Annotated in this window: 24 protein-coding genes; 14 read left to right on the top strand and 10 right to left on the bottom strand. The window is 73.0% G+C overall.

Going from position 1 to position 24,766, the window contains the following annotated elements:
- Positions 1 to 51 precede the first annotated feature (51 nt).
- Positions 52 to 819 carry a class I SAM-dependent methyltransferase gene (locus tag ACI3EY_RS02590; protein WP_405039313.1) on the top strand — a complete coding sequence of 256 codons (768 nt, stop codon included), beginning with the start codon at positions 52 to 54 and terminating at the stop codon, positions 817 to 819.
- A 13-nt stretch (positions 820 to 832) separates the two neighbouring features.
- Here the strand turns inward: ACI3EY_RS02590 and ACI3EY_RS02585 are convergent, their stop codons facing one another.
- The 3 genes from ACI3EY_RS02585 to ACI3EY_RS02575 are packed head-to-tail and all read right to left on the bottom strand — an operon-like array spanning position 833 to position 2,876.
- Positions 833 to 1,702, bottom strand: coding sequence for a class I SAM-dependent methyltransferase (locus tag ACI3EY_RS02585; protein WP_405039312.1), 870 nt, complete (start codon positions 1,700 to 1,702; stop codon positions 833 to 835).
- A complete protein-coding gene (locus ACI3EY_RS02580) occupies positions 1,695 to 2,426 on the bottom strand; it encodes a hypothetical protein (protein WP_405039311.1) in 732 nt (243 codons plus the stop codon). Before ACI3EY_RS02580 ends, ACI3EY_RS02585 begins: the two co-directional genes overlap by 8 nt.
- Positions 2,427 to 2,480: 54 nt before the next feature.
- On the bottom strand, positions 2,481 to 2,876 hold the full coding sequence (locus ACI3EY_RS02575; protein ID WP_405038732.1) for an SRPBCC family protein: 396 nt from the start codon (positions 2,874 to 2,876) through the stop codon (positions 2,481 to 2,483).
- Between the two features lie 72 nt (positions 2,877 to 2,948).
- Here ACI3EY_RS02575 and ACI3EY_RS02570 point away from each other — a divergent pair, with 72 nt between their 5' ends.
- Together ACI3EY_RS02570 and ACI3EY_RS02565 are read left to right on the top strand one after the other, a co-directional pair.
- Positions 2,949 to 3,518 carry a dihydrofolate reductase family protein gene (locus ACI3EY_RS02570; RefSeq protein WP_405039310.1) on the top strand — a complete coding sequence of 190 codons (570 nt, stop codon included), beginning with the start codon at positions 2,949 to 2,951 and terminating at the stop codon, positions 3,516 to 3,518.
- A 39-nt stretch (positions 3,519 to 3,557) separates the two neighbouring features.
- Positions 3,558 to 5,330, top strand: coding sequence for a glycoside hydrolase family 15 protein (locus tag ACI3EY_RS02565; RefSeq protein WP_405039309.1), 1,773 nt, complete (start codon positions 3,558 to 3,560; stop codon positions 5,328 to 5,330).
- Here ACI3EY_RS02565 and ACI3EY_RS02560 read toward each other — a convergent pair.
- On the bottom strand, positions 5,327 to 5,932 hold the full coding sequence (locus ACI3EY_RS02560; RefSeq protein ID WP_405039308.1) for a dihydrofolate reductase family protein: 606 nt from the start codon (positions 5,930 to 5,932) through the stop codon (positions 5,327 to 5,329). The two genes, ACI3EY_RS02565 and ACI3EY_RS02560, sit on opposite strands and share 4 nt — an antisense overlap.
- A gap of 129 nt (positions 5,933 to 6,061) precedes the next feature.
- On the opposite strand from ACI3EY_RS02560, the gene ACI3EY_RS02555 reads away from it, so the two are divergent.
- A complete protein-coding gene (locus tag ACI3EY_RS02555; RefSeq protein ID WP_405039307.1) occupies positions 6,062 to 6,946 on the top strand; it encodes a patatin-like phospholipase family protein in 885 nt (294 codons plus the stop codon).
- A 126-nt stretch (positions 6,947 to 7,072) separates the two neighbouring features.
- Here the strand turns inward: ACI3EY_RS02555 and ACI3EY_RS02550 are convergent, their stop codons facing one another.
- Positions 7,073 to 7,714, bottom strand: coding sequence for an alpha/beta fold hydrolase (locus tag ACI3EY_RS02550; protein ID WP_405038727.1), 642 nt, complete (start codon positions 7,712 to 7,714; stop codon positions 7,073 to 7,075).
- Positions 7,715 to 7,843: 129 nt separating this feature from the next.
- Here ACI3EY_RS02550 and ACI3EY_RS02545 point away from each other — a divergent pair, with 129 nt between their 5' ends.
- The 3 genes from ACI3EY_RS02545 to ACI3EY_RS02535 are packed head-to-tail and all read left to right on the top strand — an operon-like array spanning position 7,844 to position 10,922.
- Positions 7,844 to 9,148: an ABC transporter substrate-binding protein gene (locus tag ACI3EY_RS02545; RefSeq protein WP_405038726.1), complete on the top strand. Its 1,305-nt coding sequence runs from the start codon at positions 7,844 to 7,846 to the stop codon at positions 9,146 to 9,148.
- Positions 9,145 to 10,059: a carbohydrate ABC transporter permease gene (locus tag ACI3EY_RS02540; protein ID WP_405039306.1), complete on the top strand. Its 915-nt coding sequence runs from the start codon at positions 9,145 to 9,147 to the stop codon at positions 10,057 to 10,059. The genes ACI3EY_RS02545 and ACI3EY_RS02540 overlap by 4 nt, the downstream gene beginning before the upstream one ends.
- Positions 10,056 to 10,922 carry a carbohydrate ABC transporter permease gene (locus ACI3EY_RS02535; protein WP_405039305.1) on the top strand — a complete coding sequence of 289 codons (867 nt, stop codon included), beginning with the start codon at positions 10,056 to 10,058 and terminating at the stop codon, positions 10,920 to 10,922. Before ACI3EY_RS02540 ends, ACI3EY_RS02535 begins: the two co-directional genes overlap by 4 nt.
- Positions 10,923 to 10,928: 6 nt before the next feature.
- Here ACI3EY_RS02535 and ACI3EY_RS02530 read toward each other — a convergent pair whose 3' ends face one another.
- On the bottom strand, positions 10,929 to 11,276 hold the full coding sequence (locus ACI3EY_RS02530) for a VOC family protein (protein ID WP_405039304.1): 348 nt from the start codon (positions 11,274 to 11,276) through the stop codon (positions 10,929 to 10,931).
- 134 nt (positions 11,277 to 11,410) lie between these two features.
- Between ACI3EY_RS02530 and ACI3EY_RS02525 the strand changes: the two genes are divergently transcribed.
- The 6 genes from ACI3EY_RS02525 (at position 11,411) to ACI3EY_RS02500 (ending at position 18,903) form a co-directional block, all read left to right on the top strand.
- Positions 11,411 to 11,851, top strand: coding sequence for an OsmC family peroxiredoxin (locus tag ACI3EY_RS02525; RefSeq protein WP_405038722.1), 441 nt, complete (start codon positions 11,411 to 11,413; stop codon positions 11,849 to 11,851).
- A gap of 135 nt (positions 11,852 to 11,986) precedes the next feature.
- Complete coding sequence (locus ACI3EY_RS02520) at positions 11,987 to 12,826, top strand: crotonase/enoyl-CoA hydratase family protein (protein ID WP_405039303.1); 840 nt, start codon at positions 11,987 to 11,989, stop codon at positions 12,824 to 12,826.
- On the top strand, positions 12,823 to 14,211 hold the full coding sequence (locus ACI3EY_RS02515; RefSeq protein WP_405039302.1) for a DUF2254 domain-containing protein: 1,389 nt from the start codon (positions 12,823 to 12,825) through the stop codon (positions 14,209 to 14,211). Before ACI3EY_RS02520 ends, ACI3EY_RS02515 begins: the two co-directional genes overlap by 4 nt.
- The gene (locus ACI3EY_RS02510; RefSeq protein ID WP_405039301.1) at positions 14,208 to 15,149 is read left to right on the top strand and encodes a mechanosensitive ion channel family protein; all 942 of its coding nucleotides are present in this window, start codon (positions 14,208 to 14,210) and stop codon (positions 15,147 to 15,149) included. Before ACI3EY_RS02515 ends, ACI3EY_RS02510 begins: the two co-directional genes overlap by 4 nt.
- Positions 15,150 to 15,169: 20 nt before the next feature.
- Entirely contained in the window at positions 15,170 to 17,614 is a 2,445-nt protein-coding gene (locus tag ACI3EY_RS02505; protein ID WP_405039300.1) for an excinuclease ABC subunit UvrA, read from the top strand.
- Positions 17,615 to 17,658: 44 nt separating this feature from the next.
- Complete coding sequence (locus tag ACI3EY_RS02500) at positions 17,659 to 18,903, top strand: glycosyltransferase (RefSeq protein ID WP_405039299.1); 1,245 nt, start codon at positions 17,659 to 17,661, stop codon at positions 18,901 to 18,903.
- Here the strand turns inward: ACI3EY_RS02500 and ACI3EY_RS02495 are convergent.
- Both ACI3EY_RS02495 and ACI3EY_RS02490 read right to left on the bottom strand, forming a co-directional pair.
- Positions 18,887 to 20,161 (bottom strand): PQQ-dependent sugar dehydrogenase, encoded by a 1,275-nt coding sequence (locus ACI3EY_RS02495; protein WP_405039298.1) that lies wholly within the window; start codon positions 20,159 to 20,161, stop codon positions 18,887 to 18,889. The genes ACI3EY_RS02500 and ACI3EY_RS02495 overlap by 17 nt on opposite strands.
- 26 nt (positions 20,162 to 20,187) lie before the next feature.
- Positions 20,188 to 21,234, bottom strand: a complete 1,047-nt coding sequence (locus tag ACI3EY_RS02490; RefSeq protein WP_405039297.1) for a phosphotransferase — start codon at positions 21,232 to 21,234, stop codon at positions 20,188 to 20,190.
- Between the two features lie 134 nt (positions 21,235 to 21,368).
- On the opposite strand from ACI3EY_RS02490, the gene deoD reads away from it, so the two are divergent.
- The gene (gene deoD / locus ACI3EY_RS02485) at positions 21,369 to 22,091 is read left to right on the top strand and encodes a purine-nucleoside phosphorylase (protein ID WP_405039296.1); all 723 of its coding nucleotides are present in this window, start codon (positions 21,369 to 21,371) and stop codon (positions 22,089 to 22,091) included.
- 55 nt (positions 22,092 to 22,146) lie between these two features.
- Here the strand turns inward: deoD and ACI3EY_RS02480 are convergent, their stop codons facing one another.
- Together ACI3EY_RS02480 and paaN are read right to left on the bottom strand one after the other, a co-directional pair.
- Positions 22,147 to 22,983 carry an NUDIX hydrolase gene (locus tag ACI3EY_RS02480; protein WP_405039295.1) on the bottom strand — a complete coding sequence of 279 codons (837 nt, stop codon included), beginning with the start codon at positions 22,981 to 22,983 and terminating at the stop codon, positions 22,147 to 22,149.
- Positions 22,984 to 22,991: 8 nt separating this feature from the next.
- Positions 22,992 to 24,701: a phenylacetic acid degradation protein PaaN gene (paaN, locus tag ACI3EY_RS02475; protein ID WP_405039294.1), complete on the bottom strand. Its 1,710-nt coding sequence runs from the start codon at positions 24,699 to 24,701 to the stop codon at positions 22,992 to 22,994.
- Positions 24,702 to 24,766: the final 65 nt, after the last annotated feature.

The following is a 24,766-nucleotide window of genomic DNA, read 5'->3' as shown; positions in this document are numbered from 1 at the left end:
CGAGGACAGTCGCCGTCCGCGGCAGCTCGACGGGACGGTCAGACTGAGCCGATGGACGCGAGCGATGGGCCGGCAGCACCGGACATGCCCACCCTGGCACGGAGCTTCCAGGGGATCGGCGCCGACTACGAGCAGCACCGTCCTGGGTTCCCGGCCGCAGTGCTGGACCTGCTCGTCCCGCAGCCCTTCGAGTCCGTCCTCGACCTGGGGGCCGGGACCGGCAAGCTCACAGAGCTCCTGGTCACCCGCACCCGGAGAGTCACCGCGGTGGAACCGTCCGCGGCCATGCTCGCCGTGCTCACCGCGAAGCTGCCGGAGGTCCGGGCATACCTCGCGTCAGCGGAGGCCCTGCCGGTGGAGGCTGACAGCCAGGACCTGGTGACCGTCGCGCAGGCCTTCCACTGGTTCGACCGCGAGGCGGCCTGCGCCGAGATCGTCCGTGTCCTGCGCCCGGGCGGCCGGCTGGGACTGCTGTGGAACACCCCCGACCCGGCGTGCGCCTGGGACGTGGCCGCCCACCAGGTCGCACATCCCGGTATGCCCCTGGTCGAGCGGTCGGATCCGCCGCGGCAGGAGGAGCTGCCCGGACTGCAGGCCGTCGACGCCACGGCCGTCCGTTGGGAGGAGCACCTCACCCGGCACGAGTACCTGCAGCGCTGGTCCACCGTCAGCACCTTTCTGTCCGCACCTCGCCCGCTGCGGGCTCAGATGATGGCCCAGGTCGAGGACATCCTGGACCGGGACCCCGACACGGCAGGCCGCGAGGACCTGCTGCTCCCGCACCGCACGGAGGTCTTCCTCCACCGCAGACCCCGCTGAGCCCGGCCGTCGGTCACGGCCTCCGCGCCACCAGGGTGAAGCTGGCCGGGAGCCGGTGCGGCCGGTCCGCGAGCCGGTGCTCACCGAGGTCGTCCTCCACCATCAGCCCGGGCAGGGCGTCCCACGGCACCGAGTCGTGCTCCTGGAGCAGCTCGAGCGTGAGCCCCGCCCCCAGCACCGCCATGACGATCTCGCTGAGCGCGTGGTTCCACTCCCGCGACACCGGCGAGGCGACCGGGCCCTCGCCGGAGTAGGAGACCTCGTCGGACCAGGTCAGCCCGGCCTGCTCTTCCCAGTACGGCAGCTCCAGCGCCGGGGTGGCGGCACCCGGGCCGCTGATCCACTCCTGCTGGTCCCGGTCGGGGTGGTGGTCCCGCACCACGAGCCCGACCACGGAGTTGAGGACGGGATGGATGTCGCGGACGAAGAGGCGGCCACCGGGGCGCAGCAGCCGCCCCACCGTGTCCGCCCAGCGGCGGATGTCGGGCAGCCAGCAGAGGGCGCCGATGCCGGTGTAGACGAGGTCGAAGGTGCGGCCGTCGAGGACGTCGGGCGCGGCGTACACGTCGGCCTCCACGTAGTCGATCCTGGCCCCGGCGCGCTGCGCGAGGTCGCGTGCATGGGCCAGCGACCGGCTGGACAGGTCGACTCCCGTCATCCTCGCCCCGAGACGGGACAGGCTGATGGTGTCGGTGCCCAGGTGGCACTGCAGGTGCACCGCGTCCAAGCCGTGCAGGTCGCCGAGCCGGGGCAGGTCGAAGCGGACGACGGACGACAGCCACTCCGGGTCGTCCAGGAGCTCGACGCGGTAGCCGCCGGGACCCATGTGGGTGTCGGCCCGGGCGTCCCAGTTGGCGGCGTTCAGAGCGAGGTAGTCATCCATGGGTCCACCAGGGCCAGGTCGCCTGGATCACCAGCATGACCAGGAACGCCCAGCCTCCGGTGAGACGGGATTCCGGAGGGCCCTGCCCGGGTCGGCGCACCCCGAGGACGAGGTAGACCACGGTGGCGAGGAAGCCGGTGCCGACGAACAGCCAGAACCAGGCCCACCGGGTGGCCAGTCTCGGCTCCTGTCCGGTGATCAGCATCACGAGCGTCGCCAGCCCGCCCGCCATGCCCATCATCGCCAGCCAGACGGGGACCTTCCAGTCGTAAAGGCTGCCGTGGGACTCGCGCACCTGGCCCCCGTCGGTGACCGACAGTCGACCGTCCGGGGTCTGCGCGGTCAGGCTCTCCACCACGTCCCCGCGGACGACGGGGAGATCGTCATCATTGGCATACCCGACCGACCCGTCGGGCTCCGTCCCGGACGACTCCTGCCACACCTCGGTGTACCTGGGCAGCAGCCCGTCGTGCCAGCGGATCTCGACCAAGGAGCGTCCCTGGGCTTCCGGGGAGAGGGCCCCGACGAGCTCGACCTGGGAAAGGCTCCCGGAGCTGAGCCGGGAGTCCAGCTCCTGCAGGCTCGCGGGTCTCGTCCCGGTCAGCAGCATCGCCACGAACAGCCCCACCATCCCGACCAGCAGCACCAACCGGCACCACCACCACCTCCGGGCGGCGGCCTCCTGCTGGTCGTCGAGCGGCACCTGCGTCTGGATCCCCTCCATCACACCCACCCTAGGACAGGGTCGTCCTCCCAGGCCTGACCCGCGGCTCCGCCCTCATCCCTCGCGCTCGACGATCTGCTTCAGCCGGGCAAGGTCGGCCTGGACCATCCCGACGTCCCGCTCGAGCTCCTCGTCGGTCAGCTCGATCTGCCGGACGGTGAAGACCACCTCGCAGCCCTCCGGGTGGGCCAGCACCCGGACCGGGTTCGTCACGGTGGTCCCGGACGGCAGGGTCACGTCGTGGTCCAGGACGCCGAGGTCGTTGCGCGGGACGAAGCGCACCGTGACCCGTCCCATCGGTGACTCGACCAGCAGGGTGTCGCCGGAGCGCTCGACCTCGGCCCCGGTGAGCCCGGCCGCCCACCGCGGCAGGTTGTCCGGCTCGGCGGCGAAGGCATACACGACGGCGGGCGGCACCGCGATGACCTGGCTGACGTGACGGCTGCGCATACCGACACCCTGCCATCATCGCCCTCGGCGACCCTGACCGATGAGCCAGGCGCGGGGCGTGGTCGAACCACCATGGGCACCCTCATCCTGGACATGGTCATCAGCATCGACGCGATCACCGCCGCCGCGGACGGCGACCTGGGCTTCCACGACGCAGGAGGGGGTCTGGGTGCCACCATGGCGGACCAGCTGCGACGGCTTCGGACCTGCGACGCCATCCTGCTCGGCGCACAGACCTACCGCCTCTTCTCCGAGTTCTGGCCGACCACCACGGCGCAGGACCAGCAGATCGCCCCGTTCATCAACGCCACCCCCAAGCACGTCGTCTCCTCGACCCTGGACGCCGCCCCCTGGGGGCAGCACGAGCCGGCGACCGTGGAACGCGGCGACGGCGTCGAGGTCGCCCGTCGGTTGACCAGGAAGTATGCCGGTGACGTCGTCGTCTGGGGGTCGATCACCCTCGGCGAGAGCCTGCTCGCCGCCGGTGCGGTCGACGCCCTGTGGCTCCGGGTCGTCCCGGTCCTGATGGGCGCCGGACGGCCCCTGGCGACCGGACCCCTGCTGCAGGCGCCGTGGCACCTGCAGAGCTCGGTCGCCTACCCCGGCGGCGTCCTCGGTCTGGTCTACCAGCGGCATGTGTGAGAGTGGACGCCCACCCTGTCGCACCCTGAGGAGCAGCTTGTGCCGTCCCCGATCGAGGACTACGCGTGGATCGGTGACCAACGCACCGGAGCCTTGATCTCCCGCGAGGGCAGCATCGACTGGATGTGCGTGCCCAGGTTCGACTCGCCCGCCGTCTTCTGCGCGCTGCTCGGGGACGAGACCAACGGGCACTGGAAGGTCGCGATCCGCGACGGTCGGGTCGTGGAGCGCCACTACGAGGGCGACACCATGGTGCTGCGCACCCACTGGGAGGGCCCCGGCGGCAGCGCGACGGTGACCGACTTCATGCCGGTCCTGGAACACGGGTCGCAGGTCGTGCGCACCGTCACCTGCACCGCTGGGCGGGTGACCGTCGAGCAGGAGCTGGCGCTGCGCTTCAGCTACGGCAGCGTCGTCCCGTGGGTGCGCCGGGTCGAGCACCAGGGCGCCACCCTGCTGGCCGCGGTGGCCGGTGCCAGCCAGGTGCACCTCAGCGGGCCGCTGCCCACGCCGGAGGACCACCGGCATACCGGCAGCGTCGAGCTGGGCACCGACGAGTCGGTGTGCTGGGTGCTCACCTCGAGCCACTCGTGGCAGGAGCCGACCGCCGCGGTGGTGCCCGACCAGGCGCTGAAGGAGACCATCGCCCGCTGGCGTGCCTGGTCCGCCCAGGTCAGCACCGACGGCCCCTACGCCCCCTATGTCCGACGTTCGCTGCTGGTTCTCAACTCGCTGACCCATCGGGAGACCGGCGGCATCGTCGCGGCGCCCACGACGTCACTGCCCGAGGACTTCGGCGGGGAACGCAACTGGGACTACCGCTTCTGCTGGCTGCGGGACGCGGCGCTCACCCTGGAGGCCCTGCTCGTGCACGGGCTGGACGGCGGTGCCACCGCCTGGCGGGATTGGCTGCTGCGGGCGGTCGCCGGGGACTTCGAGGACCTGCAGATCATGTACGGCGTGGACGGTGACCGACAACTGCCCGAGCGAGAGCTCGACCACCTGCCCGGGTATGCCGGTTCCCGCCCGGTCCGGGTCGGCAACGGTGCGGTGACCCAGTACCAGGCCGACGTCATCGGCGAGGTGATGCTGGCACTGGCCCAGCTGCGCGACCTGAGCGGGCCGGGTGACTCGTTCTCCTGGTCGCTGCAGCGCACGCTGCTCCGCTACCTGGACATCAACTTCGACACCATGGACCACGGCATCTGGGAGATGCGCGGCGACCCGCACTACTTCACCCACGGCCGGGTGATGATGTGGGCCGCCTTCGACCAGGGGCTGCGCGCTGTCGCCGAGCACGGGCTGCCCGGCGACGTGGAGCTGTGGGAGCGGCGACGCGCCCAGCTGGAGGCCGAGATCTGGGAGCGCGGGTACGACGAGAAGACCAGCTCCTTCACCCAGACCTACGGCGGCAGCACGGTCGACGCCTCGCTGCTGCAGCTGCCGCACACCGGGTTCGTGGCGCACGACCACCCCGCCATGGTCGGCACGGTGCGCCGGATCGAGGCCGAGCTCGTCGACGACCACGGCTTCGTCCGCCGCTACCTCACCGACGGTGCCGACGGCCTGGCCGGTGAGGAGGCACCCTTCCTCATCTGCACGTTCTGGCTCGTCGAGCACTACGCGCACGTGGGGCGGGTCGCGGAGGCCACCGCGCTGATGGACAACCTGGTCTCGATCACCTCCGAGGTCGGCCTGCTCGCCGAGGAGTACGACCCGGTGAAGAAGCGGCACGCCGGCAACTACCCGCAGGCCTTCAGCCACCTGGCACTGGTCCGGGCGGCGGACGCCCTGGCGCAGGTGACCGGCTAGCTCGCGGACGGGTTCTCCGCGGCGACGTCGCGGTCGGGCGACGACCGCCGCGCCGCATACCGCAGAGCCACCGCGCCACCTCGGAAACGTCGCTGGTCCAGCAGCTCCAGGTCCAGGCGCACGTCGGCGGGGAAGACCGGCAGCCCGGCGCCGACCACGACCGGGAGGAGCACCTGACGCACCTCGTCCACGATCCCGGCCCGGAGCGCGTGCGCGGCGAGGGTGGGGCCGTCGATGGTGACCTCGCCGTCGGCGTCGTCGACGAGCGCACGCACCGTCACCGGGTCGAAAGACCGCTCCAACGTGGTGCGCCGGGTCGACGTCTCCTGGAGGGTGGTGGAGAAGACGACCTTGTCGGAGCGCTGCCAGAGGGTGGCGAACTCGGTCGCCTCCGGTGAGGAGGCGATGAGCCCGGGGTCGTTCTCCCACGGGGTCATCAGCTCGTACATGCGGCGGCCGTAGAGCTGCAGCGTCACCGGCTCCATCTGGGCGTTGGCGTCGCGGTGCACCTCCTCGTCCGGCATCGCGAAGTCGAAACGACCCTCGGTGTCGGCGGTGAATCCGTCCAGCGAGCAGATCACCGAGTAGATCAGCCGGCCCATGTCTCAGGACCCAGGTGCGGGGTTGTCAGCAGCGTTCATGGATGGTCCGACCACCGGGACCGCCACGACTCATCGCCGCGTGCACGCACGTACCGTGGAGCTGGACGATCCCGACCCCTGGAGGACGACGTGAGCGACACCGCGGCGACCGACACCGCACTCGTCTTCGAGGGCGGAGGGATGCGGGCGTCATACACCTCCGGGATGGTCGTCGCCCTGGTCGAGGCCGGGCTGCACCTGCCGTGGGTGGGCGGCATCTCGGCGGGCGCCAGCAACACGTGCAACTACGTCTCCCACGACCCGTGGCGGGCGCGGCACTCGTTCACCGACTTCGCGGCCGACCCGCGGTTCGGCGACTGGCGCACCTTCGCACGGGGCCAGGGCCTGTTCAACGCCCGGTACATCTACGAGGAGACCTCGCTGCCGGGGCAGGCGCTGCCCTTCGACTGGGGCACCTTCGCCGCCGACCCTGCGCAGGTGCGGATCGGGGCGTTCGACGCGCTCAGCGGCGAGCAGGTGTACTGGGGCCGCGAGAACCTACCCGACCTGCACTCCTTGATGGTCAGGGTGCGCGCCTCCTCGACGATGCCGGTGGTGATGCCGCCGGTCCAGGTGGACGGGCGGACGTATGTCGACGGGGCGCTGGGCAGCTCCGCCGGCATCCCGCTGGACGCGGCCAGGGCGGACGGCTACCGCCGGTTTCTGGTCGTGCTCACCCAGGAACGGGCATACCGCAAGGCCGCGCAGCGTGGGGACTGGTACCTGCGCCGCCACTTCAGGCGCTTCCCCGCGGTCCCGGAGGCGTTGGCGGCGAGGCCGGCCCGGTACAACGCGGTGCGGGAGGAGCTGTGGGAGCTGGAGACGCAGGGTTCGGCATACCTCTTCGTGCCGGAGCGGATGCCGGTCGGCAACGGCGAGCGCGACGTGGGCAGGTTGCGGGCCGCGCACGAACTCGGTCTGGAGCAGGCGCGGCGGGAGATGCCCGCGATCCGGGAGTTCCTCGGGGTCGGCTGAGGCGACACAACGCTCGCCCGGTCGGAACACAACGCTCGCCCGGTCGGAACACAACGCTCGCCGGGTCGGAACAGAACGCTCGCCCGGTCGGGGGTGGGCGGAGGGGAGGGAAGAGTGGGGGTGGGGTCAGTCGAGGAAGGTGCGCAGGAGGTCGACGAGCGCCGCCGGGGCGTCCACGTTCAGCGCGTGCCCGGCCCCCTCGACGATCTGCAGCCGCGCCGAGGGTATGCCCTGGGCCAGCGCGCGGGCGCCCGGCTGGTTGGCCTTGTCCTTGGCGCCGACGAGCACCAGGGTCGGCACCTGCACCCTGGCCAGGACGTCGCTGAGGTCGATGGCCCGCGCCTGCTCCAGCGCCAGCAGCAGCCGTTCCTTGGACACCCCGGAGTCCGCCAGCCGCGAGGCCGGGACGATCTTCAGCGCCGCGGACTGCGCCCGCAGGGCCAGCTTGGGGGGCCGCACCTGCCCGGCGATGAGCACCAGCCGGCGCACCCGCTCCGGGAAGTCGGCGGCCAGCCGGGTCGCGACCATGGCCCCGTAGGACAGTCCGCAGACGTCCACCTGCTGCATCCCCTCGAGCATCAGCTGCTGGTCCAGCGCCGCGGCGCCCTGCTCCAGCGGCAGCAGCTGCGTCTCGGTCGGCTTCAGTCCCGGCACCCAGGGGGTGAGCAGCGGCCGGCTGCCGTAGAGGGAGACCACGACGTCCTCCCAGGCCATCGGCGCCTGACCGACACCGTGCAGCAGGACCAGGGGGGTGCTGTCGTCGCTCACCCCACCAGGGTAGGCCGCCGCCGCGTTCGACCTGCGCACCCACCATGGCGGTCGTAACCTTTGACAGAAGTTGTACGACGACGCACCTGCCCTGGGGCTGAGGTGCTCCCTCACCCCCTGGAGATCCCGATGAGCCTGAGCAGACGTCACTTCCTCACCGCGATGGGCGCGGTCGCCGCCCCGGTCGCCCTCAGCGGCTGCGGAGGCTTCTCCACCCAGGGCGGGTCCGGCGGCGGCGGGGCGGCCGCCGAGGGCACCCTGGACTTCACCACCTGGGGCACCGATGCCGAGCTGGCCGGTTTCCGGGCCGCGATCACCGCCTTCGAGGCAGCCAACGAGGGCGTCACCGTCAACCTCAACGCCGTCCCCTACGACCAGATGTTCACCAACATCGACGCCCAGCTGCAGGCCAACACCCCGCCGGACATCTTCCGGGTGCCCTACTACACCTTCGGCAGCTACGCCGGGCGCGGTCAGCTCCTCGACCTGGGCAGCCACCTGCCCGACGGCTTCGGCGACCGGTTCACCCCGCAGGCCTGGGCCGCGGTGCAGAGCGAGGGGTCCCCGTTCGGGGTTCCGCACCACACGGACACCACGGCGATCCTCTACGACGTGGCGGCGATGGCCGACGCCGGCATCGAGGTCCCGCAGAGCATCGACGAGGCCTGGACCTGGGAGGAGTTCGCCGACGTGGCCGCCCGGCTGCGGGAGTCGCTGCCGCAGGACCAGTACCCGTTCGCCTACAACTGGCAGGGCAACGGCGTGACCCGGTGGCTGACCTGGCTCTTCGAGGCCGACGGCCGCTTCCTCACCGAGGACCTGAGCGCCTCGGCCATCGACTCGGACGCCGCCCGGAAGGCGGTGGAGTTCACCACCAGCTTCTTCCGCGAGGGCTGGGTGCCGCCCACCAACTCGATCCGCTCCTCCACCTACGCCGCGGACAGCTGGTTCGCCCAGACCGTGCCGATGGTCTTCGCCGGCGCCTTCCTCATCCCGGACGCCGAGAGCACCTTCGAGGGCGAGTGGGCCGCCACCTACCCGCCGCGGGACGTCCGCTCCGCCAGCGACTTCGGCGGCAACGCCCTGGTCGCCACCTCGCAGACCGAGCAGCCCGAGCTGGCCGCGGCATTCCTCGACTTCGTCACCAACGCCGACCCGATGCGCGAGTTCTGCGCCGGCGCGTCGTTGCTGCCCACCCGCGCCGACCTGGTCGAGGAGGGCATCGAGTTCGCGGTCCGTCCCGAGCTGTCCACGGTCTTCATCGAGCAGGCCGGCAGCGTGCTCCCCGAGGACTCCGGCCAGGTCGCCTCCCCGGACATGTCCGCGATCATCGCGGTGCTCCAGGAGGAGCTCGAGGCCTCCTTCGTCGGTGAGCGCGACGCCGACGAGACCGTGCGGGCGATGGACGAGGGCATCGCCTCGGCGGTCGGGTGAGCCGCACCGCGACGGCCGACGACCGGCCGACCCGGCGGCGGGGGCCCCGCGGGGAGACGGTCGCGGCATACCTCTTCGCCGGGCCCACCCTGGCGCTGCTCGGGCTCTTCGTCTTCCTCCCGCTGGGAGGAGCCTTCTGGATCAGCCTGCAGGAGACCGACGGCTTCGGCGACGGGGTCCTGGTCGGTCTGGACAACTACCTGAGGCTGTTCGGTGACGGCACCTTCTGGCGCGCCACCCTCAACACCCTGCTCTTCACCGCCGTCGTCACCCCGCTGTCCATGCTGGGCGGGCTCGGGCTGGCGGTGCTGCTCAACTCGGCGCTGCCGGCCCGCGGGGTGTTCCGCTCCGTGCTCATCCTGCCGATGGCGATCTCCGGCGTGGCCACCGCGCTGATGGGGGTGCTGATCTTCGACCAGAACAGCGGCATCCTGGACAAGAGCATCACCGCCCTCGGGCTCCCCGGCATCGACTGGCAGACCAGCGGACCGGCGGCCTTCGGCTCGATCGTGCTGATGACCCTGTGGTGGCGGGTCGGGTTCAACATGCTGATCTACCTGGCGGGGCTGCAGGGCGTCGCCCCCGAGCTCTACGAGGCCGCCCGCCTGGACGGTGCGAACGGCTTCCAGCGGCTGCGGCACGTGACGATCCCGGCGCTGCGGCCGCAGTCCTTCTTCCTGCTGGTGCTCAACGTCATCTACTCCTTCCAGGTCTTCGACATCGTCTTCGTGATGACCGGGGGTGGACCGCAGAACGCCACTACGGTGCTGGTGACCTATGCCTACGACACCGGCTTCGTCATCCGCGACCAGGGGTATGCCGCCGCCATCGGCGTCGTGCTGCTGCTGGCCACGCTCGCGTTCACCGCTCTGCAGTGGCGACGCAACCGGCTCCGGGAGGCCACCGAGTGAGCACCCTCGCCCCGACCCCCTCCCCCGCCCTGCGCGCGGCCCGCCGTCGCCGACGCCTCGGTGCGTCGCTCCGGCTGGTCGGCGCGCTGCTGGCCGCGCTCGTCATCCTGTTCCCGCTGTACTGGATGGTCGCCGTCGCCCTCTCCACCCGCTCCGAGCTGCTCGGCGGCCAGATGCGGCTGTGGCCGCGGGAGGTGACGACCGAGAACTTCGAGCGGGTTCTGGACTCCTTCCCGGTGCTCACCTGGTTCGGCAACTCGGTGGCGATCGCCCTGGTGACCTCGCTGATCATCGTGAGCATCAACCTGCTCGCCGGGTATGCCTTCGCCCACCTGCGCTTCCGCGGGTCCGGGGTGCTGCTGCTGCTGGCGCTGTCCACCCTGATGCTGCCGGTGCAGGTCATCATGGTGGCGCTGTTCCGGCTGGTCACCGACCTCGGGCTGTACGGCAGCTACTGGGCGGTGATCCTGCCCACCGCGGCCTCCGCCTTCGGGGTCTTCCTGGCGCGCCAGTTCATGCTCGGCATCCCCCGCGAGCTGATCGAGGCGGCCCGCATCGACGGGGCCGGGCACCGGCAGATCTTCCTGCGGATCGTGCTGCCGCTGTCCCGGCCGCTGATCGCGGTGCTCTTCTTCATGAGCCTGCTGCAGACCTGGAACGACTTCGCCTGGCCGTTGATCGCGCTGCGCGAGAACGAGCTCTACACGCTGCCGATCGGGCTGCTCTACCTGCAGGGCCAGTTCGGCGCCGACTACGGGGGAACGATGGCGTTCGCGCTGATCACGGTGGCGCCGATGGTGGTCGTCTTCCTGGTCGCCCAGCGCTGGTTCGTCCAGGGGTTCGCGAGCAGCGGGCTGCGCTGAACGCTCTCAGTCGTTCTCGCCGTGCGGGTCGCTGACGCAGAACTCGTTGCCCGCGGGGTCCTGCAGGACCGTCCAGGCGAAACCCTCGACGTCGTGGTTGCGGACCACCTCCGCGCCGAGCTCGACCAGCCGGGCGACCTCCTCCGTGCGCACGCCGCCGCTCAGGTCCATGTGCAGGCGGTTCTTGCCCGGGGTCGGGTCCTCGACCTGCTGCAGGGCCAACGCCGGGCTGCCCCCGAGCACCAGGTAGCCCTCCAGGTCCGCGACCACCTCGGTCTGCAGGGCCTGGGTCCAGAACTCGGCGAGCGCCTTCGGGTCCTCGCAGTCGATCGTCACCATCGTCACCGCCAGCATGTGCGTCCTCCGTGCTCGGGCCGTCGGCCGGCGGGACACCGACCGTCGCCATCGTGGCAGAACGGGCGCCGGAATGCTGCCGTGGCGCCCCTCGTTGTCACCGGGGACCGTACTTCCTCTCGAAAGGACCTCACGTGCCCACTCGCACCGCACGCACCGCCTGGACCGGCACCCTGCAGGACGGCTCCGGCAAGGTCGAGCTCGCCAGCTCCAAGGTCGGCACCTACGACGTGTCCTTCCCGAAGCGCTCCGCCGAGGACGCCGACGGCACGACCTCCCCCGAGGAGCTCATCGCCGCCGCGCACTCCTCCTGCTACGCCATGCAGCTGTCCGCGCTCATCGCGGCCGCCGGCGGCACCCCGCAGGCCCTCGACGTGAGCGCCGACGTCTCCCTCGGCGAGGACCCGGCCGGCGGCTTCCGCCTCACCGGGATCACTTTGACCGTGCGCGGCGAGGTCGACGGCCTGGACGAGGCCGCCTTCGTCAAGGCTGCCGAGGAGGCCAAGGCCGGCTGCCCGGTCAGCAAGGCCCTGACCGGCGTCGAGATCCGCCTGGACGCGGCGCTCGAGAGCTGAGCCACCCGCTCCCGGACATGAGCGAGGCGCCCACCGGATCCGGTGGGCGCCTCGCTCATGTCCGGGAGTCCGGGGGAGGATGTGGGGAGGACGTGCGCGGAGGGAGCTGCGGCATACCTCTGCGATGCTCGGGGTATGCCCTCCCCCTCACCCCTGCCCCGCAGCACCGAGCACGTCCTGGTCCGCCGCGCCGGCGACACCGACGGGGTGGTCGAGGTGGTGCTGCAGCGGCCGGAGAAGCTCAACGCGATGACGCTGCCGATGCTGGACGACCTGGTCCGGACCGCGCATACCCTGCGCCGCGACAGCACGGTGCGGGCGGTGCTGCTCAGCGGGGCGGGCGACGCCTTCTGCGCCGGCCTGGACCTGCGTGCCGCGCTGCGCGAACCCGCCGCCATCGCCGGCCGGTTCCTGCCGCGGCCCTGGTGGGGAACCAACGTCTTCCAGGAGGCCTGCTGGGCCTGGCGCCGGGTGCCGGTGCCGGTGGTCGCCGTCGTGCACGGGCACTGCCTCGGGGCGGGGATCCAGCTGGCGCTGGGGGCGGACTTCCGGACCACCACGGCGGACGCCGCCTGGTCGGTCCGCGAGGTCCGCTGGGGGCTGGTCCCGGACATGGCCGGGGTGCGGGCCCTGGTCGAGCTGGTCGGCGCCGACGTCGCCAAGGAGCTGACGATGAGCGCCCGCACCGTCACCGGTGCGCAGGCCCACGAGCTCGGACTGGCCACCCGGGTCGCGGACGACCCGCGGGCAGCAGCCCTGGAGCTGGTCGCCGGGATGGTGCAGCACGACCGGGAGGCGGTGGGCAGGGCCAAGGCCCTCTTCACCCGGACCTGGACCTCCTCGCCCCGGCGCACCTTCGCCGCCGAGCGCCGGGCGCAGCTGCGGCTGCTGACCCGGATGGACCGAGGCGCGCTGCCCGGTCGCGCGACGGACCGGTCCGCCGACCCGCAGGCACGCACCGGTGGTCCGGCGTGAGCGGGGCCTCCTCCTCGGGCGAGAGCGTCGACGACGTCGGGGTGCTGCCGCAGGTGCGGCGCACCACCCGGTGGACCCGCCTCTGGCGGCCGTTCTGGGTGCTGCCGATGACCTTCGTGCTGGTCGCCACCGTCGTCGGGGTGCTGCTGCCGGAGTGGGAGCAGACCGTCGACGAGCACCTGCCGTTCGTCTTCCAGGGCGGCGCGGACGGCGCGCGCGGGATGCTCAGCACGATCGCCGGCGCGATGATCTCGGTGACCGGGCTCGTCTTCTCGATCACGATGGTCGTGATCCAGCTCGCGAGCAGCCAGTTCAGCCCGCGGGTGCTCACCGACTTCCTCTCGAGCCGGATCACCCAGGCCACCCTGGGCATCTTCGCGGCGACCTTCACCTACGCCCTGACGGTGCTGCGCTCGGTGCAGGGCGCCTCCGGCGAGGAGTCCTTCGTCCCGCAGATCTCGGTCACCGTGGGCTTCCTGCTGGTGCTGGCCAGCGTCGGCACCTTCCTCGCCTTCATCCAGCACATCACCACCTCGATCCAGGTGTCCTCGATCGTGTCCCACCTGGGCGACTCCACGGTGGACGTGGTCGACCGCTACTTCCCGGCCGCCGACGAACCGGCCGCGCTGCGCCCTCAGCCGGCCTGGGACCCCGCGCCCGCGGAGCCGCAGCTGGTGCTGGAGGCGCAGGAGCACGGCTACGTGGTCGAGGTGGCCCACCGGCGCCTGGTCGACTGGGCGGTCGAGCACGACGCCGTGGTCGAGGTGCTGCTGCCGGTCGGCCGGTTCGTCACCGAGGGCACGCCCGCGCTGCGGATCTTCGGGCTGCCGCTGCCGCAGCGGGTGCTCGTGCTGGGCGCCGACGCGGCCGACCCGACCGGTGACGGGACGCACGCCGAGCTGGCCCGTCGTCACGACCTCGACGCGGTGCGCAGGTGCGTCGTGGTGGAGCAGGACCGGGTCTTCAACCAGGACCCGGCCCTGGGCGTGCGCAAGCTGGTGGACATCGGCGAACGAGCCCTCAGCCCCGGCATCAACGACCCGACGACCGCCAGCCAGGTCACCGACGAGATCCACCGCATCCTCCGGCTGCTCATCACCCGCCGGGACCTGCCCAGCGTCCTCGAGCACGAGGGGCAGGTCCGGCTGGTGCACCGTCCGCAGCGGGTGAGCGAGCTCGTCGACCTGTCGCTCGAGGAGCTGCTGCACTACGCCGAGGAGTCGCTGCAGGTGCCCCGCCAGGTGGGCGACGTCATCGATGCCCTGCGCCCGGTGGCGTTGCCGGGGTATGCCCCCGTGCTGGACCACTGGGGGCAGGTCGCCGGACGCCTGGCCCGGGAGGCCGCCGCCGAGGTGGAGCGGATGCCCGGCGGGGGCGGGGCATGAGCGCCGCAGCCGCCTGGCCGGCGGCCTCACCCGGTGACGCCCTGGTGCTGCCGGACGTGACCTGGACCGGTCTCGGGCTGGCCTGCGTGGTGCTGCTGGGCGCGGTGATCCTCGGGCAGCTGACCCGGCTGGCCGTGAGCGGGATCCTGGGGTGGCGCGGACGCAGCGCCGAGTCGGCCAGGGTGTTCGGCCGGCTGGCCGGGATGCTGGTCGTCGCGCTGGGCGTCGGTGCCGCCCTGACGGTCCTCTTCCCCAGCGTGCGGCCGGTGAACATCCTCGGCGGGGTCGGCATCATCTCGATCGCCGCGGGCATCGCCTTCCAGACGGTGCTGGGCAACATGTTCGCCGGGATCGTCATCCTCGGCCGGGGCAGGTTCGGCGTCGGCGACCAGATCGCCGTCCTGGACCACGCGGGGACGGTCGTGCAGATGGGGCTCAGCTCGACGTCGATCCGCACCTTCGACGGGCGCCTCGTCCTGATCCCCAACGGGACCCTGCACTCGAACCCGGTCGTCGTGCAGACCGGGTTCGAGCAGGTCCGCAGCGCGATCACCGTGGAGATCGCCGACGACAACGACCTGGACGAGGTCCGCTCGGTGGCCGTGCTGGCGATGCGCGAGCTGACGGCCGTGCTGGAGGACCCGCCGCCGCAGGCCCTGTTCACCGCGGTGGGCACCCGGGCGGTGGAGCTGGAGCTGCGCTTCTGGTCCGGCGCCCGCCAGCTGGAGACCAAGGAGGCCCGGGACGACGTGATCCGGGCCGTGCTCACCGCCTTCCGGCGGGCCGGCATCGAGACCTCCTCCGACGTCACCACCCTCGGGCTCACCCCGCGGCTGATCGAGCTGTGGGGGCGGGGGCCCGCCGCGCGGGACGAAGGACCGGACGACGGGTCCGACGAGGCACCCGGCAGCGGACCGGGGCGTGACGGTCGCGGGTGACGCGGCATACCGTGACCGGCATGAACGGTCTGATCGAGGTCCGCGGGGCACGCCTGCACAACCTGCGCGACGTCGACGTGGACCTGCCGCGGGACGCGCTGGTCGCGGTGACCGGGGTGTCCGGCTCGGGCAAGTCCAGCCTGGCCTTCGGCACCATCCACGGCGAGAGCCAGCGCCGCTACCTCGACTCCGTCGCCCCCTACGCGCGGCGGCTGCTGCACACCGCCGTCGACCCGCAGGTGCGGGACGTGCGGGGGCTTCCACCGACCGTCGCGCTGGAGCAGGGGCGCGGCGGTGCGGGGGCCCGCTCCACCGTGGGCACCGTGACCACCACCGGATCCACGCTGCGGATGCTGTGGTCACGCTGCGGTGACTACCCGGCGGGTGCACCGCGGCTGGACTCCGACCACTTCTCCGCGAACACCGCGGTCGGTGCCTGCCCGGGCTGCGGCGGTGTCGCGGTGGTGCACGAGCCGACCGAGGACTCGATGGTGCCCGACCCGTCGCTCTCGATCGCCGAGGGCGCGATCGCCGCCTGGCCCGGGGCCTGGCTGGGCAAGAACTACCGCGACATCGTCGCCACCCTCGGGCACGACATCGACGCCCCCTGGCGGGAGCTGTCCGCCGAGACCCGCCGGTGGATCCTCTTCACCGACGAGCAGCCGGTGGTCACGGTGGTGCCGACCCGGGACGCGGACCGGATCAACCGGCCGTACCAGGGCACGTTCAGCTCGGCTGCGCGCTACGTGCGGCGCACCCTGGCCGAGAGCCGCAGCGCGACCGCCCGGCGCCGGATGCTGCGCTTCGTACAGACGTCCTCGTGCCCCACCTGCGAGGGTCGCCGGCTGCGGCCCGACGCGCTGGCCGTGCGCTGGGGCGGTCTGGCGATCGACGAGGCGGCGGCGCTGCCGGTCGAGGAGCTGCTGCGCCGGCTCCAGGAACGGCGACGGCGGGTCGACGACGAGCACGGGACCGGGACCGCCTCCACGGGACAGGCCGCCGCCCAGGCGGAGCGGGTGCTGCTCGAGGACCTGGTCGGCCGGCTGGAGCTGCTGGAGGACCTCGGCCTGGGGCACCTCTCGCTGGGTCGGCCGGCGACCGGGGTCTCGGCCGGCGAGCTGCAACGGCTGCGGCTGGCCACCGCGCTGCGCTCCGGCCTGTTCGGGGTCGTCTACGTCCTGGACGAGCCCTCGGCCGGGCTGCACCCCCGCGATGTCGACCAGCTGGTGGCGCTGCTGCGCGCCCTGGTCGAGGCGGGCAACACGGTCGTCGTGGTCGAGCACGACATGGCCGTGGTCCGCCGCTGCGACTGGGTGGTGGACGTGGGTCCCGGCGCCGGCCGCGAGGGCGGTGAGCTGCTGTGCAGCGGCCCGGTCAGCGAGCTGGCCGCGACCCCGGCCTCCCCCACCGCCGCCTTCCTGGACGAGCCGGTGCACCCCGCCCTGGTGCTCGGGGAGCGGACCGGGCCGCGTCCCCCGACGGGCACCCTGGCCCTGCGCGGGCTGCACCGGCACACCGTGCGCGGGCTCGACCTGGACCTGCCGCTCGGGGTGGTGACCGTGGTGAACGGCATCTCCGGGTCGGGCAAGACCAGCCTGCTGGACGCCGTGCACGACGTGGTCGGGGCCCGGCTGGCGACGGTGGAGGACCTGCCCGACGCCGCGGACGAGGAGAACGAGGACGAGGGCGAGGACGCGGACGTGACTGCCCTCGGCCAGGTCGGCACCAGCGGCACCGGGGCGCCGCGCCGGGTGGTCCGGATCACCCAGCGCCCGATCGGGCGCACCCCCCGCTCGACCCTGGCGACCTACACCGGCCTGTGGGACGCGGTCCGCAAGGCGTTCGCGGCGACCCCGGAGGCCAAGGCCATCCGGTTCGGCCCGGGACGGTTCAGCTTCAACACCACCGCCGGGCAGTGCCCAGAGTGCACCGGGGAGGGCGCGGTCGCGATCGAGCTGCTCTTCCTGCCCGGGGCGTACGCCCCCTGCCCCCGCTGCCGCGGCGCCCGGTTCGCGGAGGAGAGCCTGGCCGTGACCTGGCACGGGCATACCGTCGCCGACCTGCTGGCGATGACGGTGCGCGAGGCCCGGGAGGCCCTGGACGGGATCCCCCCGGCGGCCCGGGCGCTGGCGGCGCTGGACGCCCTCGGCCTGGGCTACCTCACCCTGGGGCAGCCGGCCACCGAGCTCTCCGGCGGCGAGGCCCAGCGGATCAAGCTGGCCACCGAGCTGCAGAAGCAGCGGCGCAGCGCGACGCTCTACCTCTTCGACGAGCCGACCACCGGGCTGCACCCGGCCGACGTGCACCGGCTGCTGGCGCAGCTGCACGCCCTCGCCGACGGCGGGCATACCGTGCTGCTGGCCGAGCACGACCCGGTCGCGGTCGCCACCGCCGACCACCTGGTCGAGCTGGGACCGGGCGCGGGCGACGCGGGCGGGCGGGTGGTGTCCTCCGCCCCCAGGTGATCGCCGACGGTGCGGCCTGGTGCGCCCCCGTCCACACTGGGGGTATGCGCATCGTCATCCTGGCCGGCGGGAGCCGCGGCGACTACCAGCCGATCATCCCGGTCGCCCGGGAGCTGGAGCGCCGCGGCCACCAGGTGGCGGTGAGCGCGTCCACCGACTTCGTCCCGTGGCTGACCGGTCAGGGCGTCACCGTCGAGGAGGTCGAGGTCGACGCGATGGCGATCTACCGGGCCGGGGACGTCTCGGCCGCGATGGCCGGCACCGGGGTGCCCGGTCAGCTGACCGCCCTGCAGCGGCAGGCCGAGGCGATGGCACCGGAGCTGGCCCGGGCCATCGTCGGGCTGTGGCCGCGCTACGACGCCGTCGTCGCGACCGCGCTCACCCTGGGCATGGTGCTGCAGATGGACGCCGCCGACCCGCGCCCGCACGTCCTCATGCTCTTCGTGCCGGCCCTGCCCTCGCGCTGGGGCGACGCCAGCATGTTCGCCGTCCGGCCGGGACGGTCCTGGCGCAACCTCGTGGCCGGACTGCGCAGCCTGCGCCCGGCCGCGGCGGTCACCGCACCGGTGGTCTCCGCGCTGGTGGGAATGGGTGTCCCGCGCCCGGGGCCGGTCCGCGCCCTGCGCAGCGCGGTGGCGCTGCCCACCTTCGTGGCGCACACCGCGGAGGTCATCACCGAGCGCCGGGTGAGCGGACGTCGGGTCCGCACCACCGGCTACCCCTTCCTGGAGTCACCGCCCGGCACCGAGCTGGACCGTGGGCTGGAGGACTTCCTGGCCGCGGGTCCGCCCCCGGTGTATGCCGGCTTCGGCAGCCAGAGCCTGGACGTCACCCGGGCCGCGCTGCGGCATACCGTGCACGGGGCGCTGGCCGCGGGACACCGGGTGGTGGCCCTGCGCGGCACCGGGCTGGCCGAGGAGGACGACGAGCGGGTGCACTTCCTGGACCAGGCACCGCACGACGTGCTGTTCCCCCGGATGGCGGCGGTGGCGCACCACGGGGGCGCCGGGACCACCGCGCAGGCGCTACGCGCAGGGGTGCCCCAGGTGGTGGTGCCCTTCGCGCTGGACCAGCCGTTCTTCGCGCGGCGGGTGCACGAGATCGGGGTGGCGGCCGCACCGGTGCCGGTGGCGGTCGCGTCGGTCGACCGGCTGCGCGCGGCCTTCGAGGAGGCTGCCGACCCCGCGGTGGTGCAGCGCGCGGCGACCGTGGGCGAGCGGGTGCGGGCGGAGCGGGGTCCGCAGCGGGCCGCCGACCGGATCGAGGCCGCCCTCACCCCTGGGGGGTGACCTTCAGGACCTGGTCGGTGCCGCCGTTCGAGGTGGTCACCCACAGGGCCCCGTCGGCGTCCAGGGTGAGCGAACGCAGCCGACCGTGGCTGCCGTCCAGCTCCGCCATCCGCTGCTCGTCGGTGACCTGCTCCCCGTCGACCGTGAAGACCGTGACCCCGGTGCCGCGGAGCTCGGCGACCGCGAGCCCGCCGTCCCAGGCGCCCCACTGCTCGCCCTCGAGGAACACCGCGCCGCTGGTGGCGTGGGTCGGCTCACCGCTGCTCCAGGCCGCCTCGACCGCGTCCGGGAAGGCCTCCAGGTCGGTCATCGGGACGGACTCGTCGTAGCCCGGACCCGGGTCCCACCCGTAGTTGGCCCCGGGCTCCAGCACGTTCACCTCGTCGTCACGGTCCGAGCCGTGCTCGACCGACCAGACGGTGGCGTCCCCGCTACCGGGCTGCACGGCCAGGCCCTGCACGTTGCGGTGACCGTAGGTGAGGATCCGCGGGTCCCCGTCGACGAAGGGCGCCTCGGCGACCGGGCCGCCGTCGGGGTCGAGGGCGAGCACCTTGCCCCCGAGGGAGTCCAGGGACTGCGGGTTCTCCTCGTCGGCGGCGTCCCCGGTGCCGACGTAGAGGACGTCCTCGTGCAGCAGCAGGCGGCAGCCCCCGTGCCGGCCGGAGGTGATCGGCAGGTCGGCCACCACCACCCCGTCCATCTCGGCGGTGCTCACCTCCTCGTCCAGCACCCAGCGGGTGACCCGGAGGTCCGCCGGGGCGCCGCCCTCGGCGGTGGCGTGGCACAGGTAGATCGTGCCGTCCTGGGCCACGTCCGGGGAGAGCGCCATCCCCATCAGCCCGGACTCCGAGCCGACGAAGAGGTCCGGGATGTCGAGGGCCACCTCGCGGGTCTGCCCGTCCTCGTGCGCCAGCAGCCGTCCGCCGCGCTCGGTGACCAGCACCATGCCCTCCGGCAGCGGCTGGACGTCCCAAGGGATGTCGAGGCCCTCCATCACCACCTCCACGTCCAGGGCCGGGATCGTGGCCGCTGCCGACGGCGTGTCGCCCGTGTCCTGCGTCGTGGCGTCCTCGGCGTCGTCGGTGGGGGCCTGCGGCGTCGTGGCCGGCTCCTCGTCGTCAGCGCCCTCGTCGGCCGCAGCCGGTGCTGACGCGGACGAGCCGGCGGGGTCCTGCGCGGGGTCGGGGTCCGACCCACCCGTGCAGGCGGCGAGGGCCAGGGCGGCGCCGGTGGCCAGCAGGACTCGGGAGCGTCGCATCCCTCGACGGTACCCGGGCAGGGTGCTCAGCTCAGGTCGAGCACCTGCTGCAACCGCTCGACCTGGCGCCGCACCTGGCGCTCGTAGATCTGGCCGCGGCCCTGCGCCTCGGTCACGACCCGCCGGGTCGGGTACGCGCTGATCGACCGGGCGTGCGAGAGCACGAGCTGCTCGGCGGGGGTGAACCCGCCGGGCAGGTCTGCCCAGACCGCCAGCACGTCCCGCACCGTCCGCTCCGGCTCGACCGAGTACAGGTGCAGCTTGACGACGTCGCTCATCACCGGCGCCGGCCCGGAGTGCTCCCAGTCCACGAGGGTGTGCCGGTCCCCCACCCGCAGCATGTTGGACATGACCAGGTCCCCGTGGCACCAGGACCGGGCGAGCGTCCTGGTGGGGTCCTGCAGCAGGTCCGCGACCCGGGCGTGCGCGGACTCCGGCACGATGCCGGTGGCCCCGGTGTCCGTCCACCGCTCCGCGAACGTCTCCCCCCAGTGCTCACCCAGGGCGACCTCGGTGATGCCGAAGCTCCGGTGCACGGCGCCGAGCCGCTCGAGCAGCTCGGGCGCGGCCAGGTGCACGGTGCGGGTCCCGGGCAGCGGGACCCCCTGGGTCCAGTCCTCCACCAGGTATGCCGCCCCACCCGGCAGCCGCCCATGGTCCCGCAGGGCGGGCATCAGGGTGGGGTCGACGGCGGCCACCACCTCGTGGGCACGCACGGCGTTGTCGATCCGACGCGCCGCGGCCCGGGGCTGGACGGCCAGGCTGAGGCCCCGGCGTGCGTAGGCGGCGCGCAGCTTGATGCCCTGCGCCGGGCTGATCTTCGCCAGCAGGACGGCGTCGGCGGCGACCCTGGCCCGGTGCGATCGCACCGGGAGTCCGACCCAGGACCCCCGCAGGGCGGACGTGTAGAGCGACGCCGCGGCAGGCGGCATACCCGGGCGCCGGGCGGCATTCCCGGTGGAGACGAACCACGTGTCACGACGGGCGACCGGCAGGGCGGGCGAGGCCTGCTCCGCCTCCTGGACGAGCGTGAGCGCGCGCACGGTCCGGTCCTGCGGCTCCGGTGCCGACATGGTGACCTCCTCGTCCTCGCACTGCAGTCGACCACCTCCGGAGGAGAGAACCATGAGACACGCCGGGCAGGCCCCACCGGGTGGGTCGTCGGGGGCGCGGCGGGCGGTTGGACCTGCGCGGCATACTGGTGCGGATGAGCACCCACATCGCGGCCGAGCCCGGTCAGATCGCCCCCCGTGTCCTGCTGCCCGGCGACCCGCTGCGGGCCCGCTGGATCGCCGAGAACTTCCTGGAGGACGCGCAGTGCTACTCCGAGGTCCGCGGGATGCTCGGCTTCACCGGCACCTACCGCGGTGAGCGGGTCTCCGTGCAGGGCACCGGGATGGGCCAGCCGTCCGCCTCGATCTACGTCAACGAGCTGATCGCGTCGTACGACGTGCAGCAGCTCGTCCGGGTCGGCTCCTGCGGGGCGCTCACCGAGCGGCTGAAGGTGCGCGACGTGGTCATCGCGCAGGCCGCCGCCACCGACTCCTCGATGAACAGCCTCCGGTTCCAGGGCTACCACTACCCGGCGACCGCCGACTTCGGGCTGCTGCGGGCGGCCGTCACCGCGGCCGAGTCCGCCGGTGCACCGCACCTGGTGGGGACCGTCTTCTCCTCGGACAGCTTCTACCACTCCCGGCCCGAGCTGACCGCCAAGGTCGTCGAGTACGGCGTCGTCGCCGTCGAGATGGAAGCCGCGGAGATCTACACCCTGGCCGCCCAGCACGGCCGGCAGGCGCTGGCCGTGTGCACCGTCTCCGACCACATCGTCACCGGCGAGGAGACGACCGCGACCGAGCGCGAGCAGACCTTCGCGGACATGATCACCATCGCCCTCGACGCCGCCCTGGCGACCCCGCTCCCCCAGGCCTGACCCTCACCCCGACCGGGCGTCTCCACTTGCCCGACCGAGCGTCTCGTCGTGCCGGTCAGAGCGTCTCGTCGTGCCGGGGTGAGCCGTCCTCCAGGACGACCGTGCCACCCGGCTCGCGGTGCTGGAGCGACCTGACCATCCGGGCGACGTAGGGCGCGACGTGCGCGTCCACGTCGTCGGCGGCGACCCAGTGCAGCCCGCGCAGCTCGGTCGGCTGCAGCTGGGCGCGGTCGGCGAGGTCCGGGTGCCGGCCGACGTCGAAGACGAGCAGCATCGCGTCCTCCCACTGCCGGTAGACCGGCAGCCAGTTGACGGCCAGTAGGTCACCCACCTCCAGGTCCACGCCCAGCTCCTCCCGCAGCTCGCGCGCCAGGGTCTGGGCCGGGGACTCCTCGGGGTCGACCACCCCGCCGGGCAGGTCCCAGTGGTCCTTGTAGGTCAGCTCGCAGAGCAGCAACCGACCCTCGTCGTCGGTGATGACACCCTGGGCGATCACCCGCTTGCGTGGCAGCGTGGCGTTGAGCATCCCGAGGAAGGCACCCGGGTCGCCGGGTGCCGGGTCGGTCGCCAGCCGGGCCAGGCGCAGCACGTCGACGGGTATGCCGCCGCTCCCCAGCCGCCGGCCGCGCGCCGTCCCCTCCGGCCGCAGCCCGGCCCGCTGCAGGGCCCGGCGGGTGGCCGCGTCGTCCACCCGGATCTCCGCCTCGACCCGGTGCTGGCCCTCGCCGAAGGCCCGCTCGAGCAGGCTGCTCACCACCGCCGCGGCAGCGTCCAGGTCCGGCGGCAACGTGTCCAGGCCGGTCAACGAGACGACCCCGTCCCGCTCCGAGCGGAGCCGGGGCCGCCCGGGTTCGACGTCCGGGGAATCGGGGAATGCCGGTGGGGAGGGCATACCCGAGCTCAGACGTGCCGGCGGCTGGTGATGACGCGGAACCGGTTCGCCACGAAGGCCGCGTCGGAGTAGGCAGCGTTGGCGGCCGGGTTGGCGCCGGTGCCGTGCAGGTCGGAGAAGGCCGCCGTCTGGTTCACGAAGATCGTCCCGGTGAGGTTCTCCGAGAGCGCCACCCCGGCCTCGGCCGCGGCGTCCCGGGCGTCCTCGAGCACCTGCTCGTCGGTCGAGTAGACGGCGGCGGTCATCCCACCGTGCTCGGCGACGGTCCGCGCGAACCGCTCCAGCGACTGGGCCGTGTCCGTGGTGTGCACCACGAACGCGACCGGGCCGAAGCACTCTTGGGTGTATGCCGCCTCCGCGGCGGCGTCGACCCCGATCAGGGCGGGGGTGCGGACCACGGCGTCGGGATAGCTGGGGTGCGCGACCGGGCGGGAGTCGAGGACGACCCGGCCACCGAGCCGCTGGGCGAGGGCGGGGACGTCGGTGGCGCGGCTGCGCACGTCGTCGTTGACGGTGGCGCCGAGGATCTCGACCGCCTTCGCGTCGTCGGCGGTGAACCGGCTGATCGCCTGCCCGAGGCGGTCCGCGAAGTCCTCTGCGCTGAGATCCCCCTCGTCGGTCACGACGGTCGCCGGGACGTAGACGTTCTGCGGGGCGGTGCACATCTGGCCGGAGTAGAGCGAGAACGAGAACGCGAGGTTGCCGAGCATCCCGCGCAGGTCGTCGGTCGAGTCGACGACGACGGTGTTGAGTCCGGCCTTCTCGGTGTAGACGAGCTTGCCGGCGCCCGCCGCCTCGGTCTCCAGCCAGTGGCCGAAGCCGGGGCCGCCGGTGTAGTCGATGATCTTCACGGCCGGGTGCAGGGCGAGGTCCTTGGCCAGTGTCCCGCCGTCGTCCTCGGCTGCCACCTGGACCAGGGCCGGGTCGAAGCCGGCCTCGGCCAGGGTCTCGCGGGCGACCTGCGCGGTGATCGCCAGCGGCAGCACGGCCCGCGGGTGCGGCTTGATGACGACCGCGTTGCCGGTGGCGAGCGAGGCGAAGATGCCCGGGTAGGCGTTCCAGGTGGGGAAGGTGTTGCAGCCGATCACCAGCGCCACCCCGCGCGGCACCAGCCGGTAGTCCTTCTGCATGCGGATCGGGTCACCCTTGGCCGGCTTCTCCCAGGTCACCGAGGCCGGGACCCGGCGCTGCTCCTCGAGCGCGACGACGATCGCCTCCAACGCGCGGTCCTGCGCGTGCGGCCCGCCGGCCTGGAAGGACATGACGAAGGGCTGCCCGCTGGTGTGCATCACCGCGTGCGCCATCTCGTGCGAGCGCGCGTTGATGCGCTCGACGATCTCGGCACTGACGGCCGCCCGGACCTCGGCGCCCGCGTCGCGCCAGGCGGGGATCGCCGCACGGGCGGTGGTCATCGCGGCATCGACGTCCAGCTCGGGGTAGCGGACCCCGAGGGTGGGGCCGTACGGGCTCTTCTCCGAGCCGACGCTGCGGCCGGTGCCCGGCTGGTCGGCCAGCCCGGCGAAGTCGGAGTTGAGCGCGGACTCGTGGGCCAGCTGCCCGTCCTGCGGTGCGTTCTCGCCGTAGACGCGCGGGCTCGGCGACTCGGGGTAGCGGCTGTAGTAGCTGCGCTCGCGCAGGGCCCGGGTGGCCTCCTCCAGCAGCTCGCGGTGGGTCTCCAGGAGTGGGTGTGCCTCGTGCGTCGTCGCCGTCTCAGCCATGCCGCTCAGACTAACCACGCCTGCCGTGCACACCGAACCCCGCGCCGGACCCAGCGCCGGACCCA

This window comes from Serinicoccus shuyuelongi, assembly GCF_045032955.1.
Lineage (GTDB): Bacteria > Actinomycetota > Actinomycetes > Actinomycetales > Dermatophilaceae > Ornithinicoccus.
This window is presented reverse-complemented; position numbering and strand designations above follow the sequence as displayed.